The organism is Labrenzia sp. 011, assembly GCF_003075075.1.
Lineage (GTDB): Bacteria > Pseudomonadota > Alphaproteobacteria > Rhizobiales > Stappiaceae > Roseibium.
In genome coordinates, this window is sequence record NZ_QCYM01000044.1 from 1 (window position 1) to 4816 (window position 4816).

The 4816-nt window shown below is 49.4% G+C and carries 1 protein-coding gene; it reads right to left on the minus strand.

Annotation, left to right across the window (positions count from 1 at the left end):
• Positions 1-372 precede the first annotated feature (372 nt).
• Entirely contained in the window at positions 373-4770 is a 4398-nt protein-coding gene (locus DCO57_RS22050; RefSeq protein ID WP_116701076.1) for a S8 family serine peptidase, read from the minus strand.
• Positions 4771-4816: the final 46 nt, after the last annotated feature.

The window sequence follows — 4816 nt, forward strand, 5'->3', positions numbered from 1 at the left end:
AAGTTAAGCTGGTATTATCATCTTTTATTTTTCTAAAAAATTGGGCCACAGAGAGCTGTAAAGTTATTTCTGTAAAAAAAAATGCACCATTGGCATTCATAGATCCTGTTTTTAGTTTCTCTTTAATCAAATCAAATCAAATCAAATCAAATCAAATCAAATCTACCTAAGTTCTGTCCTTCTTCATCTTGTTCTAAAAACGGCCTTCCGTATTGTGGAAAAACCAATGCAAATCTCAGTGCTCCTCTACGAACTCCCCTCTTGCCGTAGATCGGTCAACATGTGTGTTTTTAGGTCATGATTTTTTTGTCATAACGTATGGATTTTACGGTCGTCCAACCCATGGGCTCACCAAAACCGGGTTTTAGGGCTTTAATTTCCAGTGGTAAAGATGATTCCTAGGTGCAAGTTGAACCATTGGGCATCGATGTCGTTTCCAAACAAGCGGTGATAATCGGCTCCCGCACTTATCTGGGCGGGTGTGTTAAGCGGTAGTCTTATTCCTAGACCCGCATTGATACCGGCAGATGTGCCACCCCCTTTGGCCCAGTAGGCCCCTGCTCCTGCCCGCGCAAACCACCTTGTCGATGGGGTGATGGGGAATAAACGCGCGGCATTTAGCGAAGCATTTAACCAGTATGGGTGCGGAGACAGGTTCGTGGGTTCGCCGGTAAATTGATGGAAACCAAGCTTTGCCTGCAATTCGGTGTTCGCACTGACGGGATAAATAAGATCCAATTGGGCATGGACATTGGCATCCAAAAGGTCGCTATAGTTTGCAAGCGGATGCGAGGAACCCAGTTCAAATCCATAGTGTAATTTCCGCTTGTCACGTCCGTCCGGTGTTCCGTTGCCATCGCAATCGGGGTTGACCATACAATCGGGGTCTTCTTGCCCATCGGGAATACCATCTCCATCACAGTCCGGGTCCAATAGACAGGGTAATCCGTCCCCGTCCCCGTCACCATCCTTTACTTCCTCTTCATCTGGTATACCATCCCCATCAAGGTCCCTTTCATTTTCTGTCGGAATGTTGACCGTAAAGGGCCCTATGGTTGCCGGTCCTTGACAGTCTTCCCCGAAAAATGAAGCCTCTACTTCCCATAAGCCCCCTTCCACGGTTTCAAAGAAGTCCGAAAAACAGCCGAATTCATCCGTGGTTACAGTTTTGTAAAAGGGATATCCGTCCTCCGTTATGTATTTCAGGACAATGTCGGTAAAGGGCATGGGAGGATTGGTACAGCCCCCGCTTACGATTCCACAGTTCACCTTCCCTGGGTCATATACTGCGGCCGTATTATATACGACATCGTCCCGGCGCTTATAGTTGCAGCTGTCCCGCACCGTAAGGTTTAAGTCTGTCTGATGGCGGAGTTGCACGTTGACGGAGCCTCCCCCAAGGGGAATCAAGGTATTTCCCTTGGCCTCCCAACTGCTGACCCGAATGGGCACGTCGGTACACACAGGGGCGTCTATAGGCGGTTGCAAGGTAAGGACGGCGTCGATTCTTTGCCCGGGATCTAATAGGGCTTTCCTAGGCGTAAGGGTATATACCCAATCATCGGGAATACCTTCGGGCCGAAAGTAATAGAGGGCCTGATAATTTTTGGGGTTGGTGAGTTTGAAATTATAATTCACCGCGGTGTATGGGCTGGCCGTTGTACTCGCAACCTCTTCGGTGTTTTGCTGCGCATCGTTGTTATTGGGGTTTACATCGTTGAAAACATTGGGAATCTTTACTTTGATACACGAATGTGGATCGCCATCGTCATTGGGTATCCAGTTTACGTAGAATATCTGCGTATCGCCTGCGGTTAATATGTCAAAGTGTTTTTTCTCCACAAAAATATTGAAGTCGGGATCCCCCCCTACGGTGTGATAAGGTTCCGATACCCTTACAAAAACGTCAAAGTCAAATGCATCGCCATCACCGGGGTTGTTGATTCTGACATAAATTCTGTTTACCTCCCCGGTAACGGGCTCATCTCCCCGATCCATGGGCGTACGCCCCTCATTCTCGTCAAAACCATCTTTCTGGGAGTCTATCCAGATGTCTGGACTGGTCCAGTGCGGATCGCCTACGGTGATGCGCACGTCATTATCGGTTTCTGGGGGGGCGTAGTTGATCGTCACGTCGTAGTCATCCCCTGTGCCCGCGGCAATGCTTATGTCGAGTCCGGTACCCTCTATATTATCGATACTTTCCCCAAGGGTCAGTGCGGCATCCTCCAGGGGAGGATTGCCTATGGGCGTGGTAAAATCCGTGTCCACAATGCGAACAGGCCCCTCCCCCTGCCCTATATTTTCATTGACCCGGTATAAAAGAACCCCATTTTCCGGGGCAAGGTCATCGATATCGCTCTGGCCATTACGACGGGCTTCCAGCATAAAATAAACGGTTTCATTGGCCAAACTGCCCGCTCCCGGGGTCAAGCCAATGGCAATTCCCTTTCCATTGGCTTCGGTCGATGTAATGTCATTGAGCCCGATGGTGGTGGAGGTGGTGCTTCCTCCCGCAGGTCGGGCCACAAAACTAATGGTCGATCCCTGATCGCTTATCCAGTTTACGAGTTCTTTTGACCAAGCCGAAAGACCAACGTTTTCCAAGGGTTTGGCCATAAGGTCCCAGTCATCCATATGAGGGCTATCGAATACAACGCCCGGATGGGCATGTAGGTTCCATATACCTAATTGGTTACAAAGATTATGGGTAAAAAGTTTTTCATCGTTGAAAATAGAGTTTACCGATACGGAAATAGGTCGGTCCAAGCCCGTAGGCAAATCGTAAGGCCATGGCCCGGTTGTTGCCCATTCCTGTACATATGAGGGGGAATTGATCACAAAGACCAATCGATCGATATCATCGGTTAGGTCTGCCGTACCCCGGTCAAAGACATCAGGGTCCAGCGTTAGCAACTTGTCTATTACCTCCTCGGTCATTTCAATCAGTGGGTTTTGGTTCGCCTGGTAGTAATTGGTATAAGCAAAATCCAAAGCGATACTTCCATCCGTAGGGAAATAAAGGGGTTCTACGCTGGTCTGCCCGTAGGAAGCCTCTTGAATATAACTGTTTGCCGCATCCATACGGTTTTGGACCGTTGGCAGGCCGGCAGCGGAACCACCGGGTTCCCGTAAGCGTACTACCAAGGTATTCTGGGTACCACTGGGTACAGGTGGATCGACAAAATCCCCTGAAGCTACCAGGGCATAACCTTGCCCAGGTTGCCCTACATTCACGGAGGTTCCGATTACCTGAATGGTGTAGACGCCTACTTCGGGTGTTGTGACCAGCACCATTTCCGCATTGTTGGTACTATCTGCAGTTCCCCCTGTTGTAGATTGGCCGCCTAAAAAATCGTTCCCAAAAAACGTCGTTGTCCCATCGGGAGCCGTAACAAGGAGGTCCAGGTCGTTGGTCAACACATTGCTGTCGCTGTCCGCCGTTCCCGGTGCGTCGGTATAGACCATACTTATTTTGAGGGGCTCCCCATTTGCCGCTACATTCAATCCATAGGTATGGGTCTCACCGGTAAACAGTCCTTCACTGTGTCTTACATCCCAAAGCCTGGTATTTCGGGCGTCACCTGCAAAGAACAAAGCATTGTCCATAAGTATGCCTCCCCAGCCTTCTTGGTTGCTTGGATACCCGGTTACCCCGGTCATATCTACCGTTGAATTGAGTAGGGTAGCCTTCATAAGGGCACCGGTAGGTGTAAAGCCATTGGAAGGAATTCGTGTGCCTGAAGGATAAAAACCTTCCTGGTAATATTGACGAATCAATGCGGCCGCTCCTGCCAAAGCGGGAGTGGAATAGCTAGTGGCACAAGACGCACGGGAACCTATCGTGCATGTTGTGTTTATGATGGGTGAGACAACGGCACATCCCACGGTAAACATTTCCGGTTTTCGCCTGCCATCTGGTGAAGGTCCTGTATTCCCGTCCCCAAAATTAGTCTCATTGTTATCGTCTTGGGTTGCACCGACACAGATGGCGTTTTTCGCCGTGCCCGGAGCCCCGAGTTCCTCCCCGTTGTTACCGGCAGAGCCTAGTATAATATGGTCCTCGTTGTTCCATAAAAAATCATCGGCATCAAAGGCTGTTTGATCGTACTGGGCCGTGCCGTTGGTGGACCAGCTGGAATTGTGCCAACTGTTGGTGTGTACATAGGCCCCATCTGCCTTGGCCGCTATAAGATCGGAAAGAAAGGTGGAGCTCGACCGTCCGCTGAACGTAATTTGGGCATTAAAGGCCATTCCGGGATTGTTGGAAGTCCCATTCGGATTGTTTATATCATCCCCTGCCGCAGTACCGGCGACAAAGGTCCCGTGGCCGTTCGTACCTGAAAGCGGTCCTCTTGAATTAACTACTTTCCTATGATCAGGACCGGGCGTATTGTCTACATTGTCAATAAAAAAACAATGATTGATATCCAGCTCGGTATCTTTTACGTGTATTATTTGGTTTTCCCCACGAATCCCATTGTTCCATATGGGAGTGGTTCCTGAGGCCCCGGATTGCATGGTTCCTGCCGTCGAGCCATTGTCCATATCATTTTCGGGTACTTCGAATATCCGTATCACCGTCGAAAAGCTGGCTATTTCGCGTAGGCCGGTTGTATTCGCCAGCTTGAATACCACTCTGGAGCCAAATCCATCTTTTCGTAAATCCTGAATTTCTATGGTTTCCGCATTTAGTCGACCAAGTAATTCGGAGAAGGATACAACGTCCGCTTCGCCCGTTAGATCCACAGATAGCAAGGTGCCGTTCATTTGCCGGCGTTCTCGGGTCTCGTATTTTTTTTGACCGATACCAGGT

Coding starts and splice junctions, on each gene's coding strand:
- DCO57_RS22050 (WP_116701076.1), bottom strand. CDS start 4,770: ATGAACGGCACCTTGCTATCTGTGGATCTAACGGGCGAAGCGGACGTT.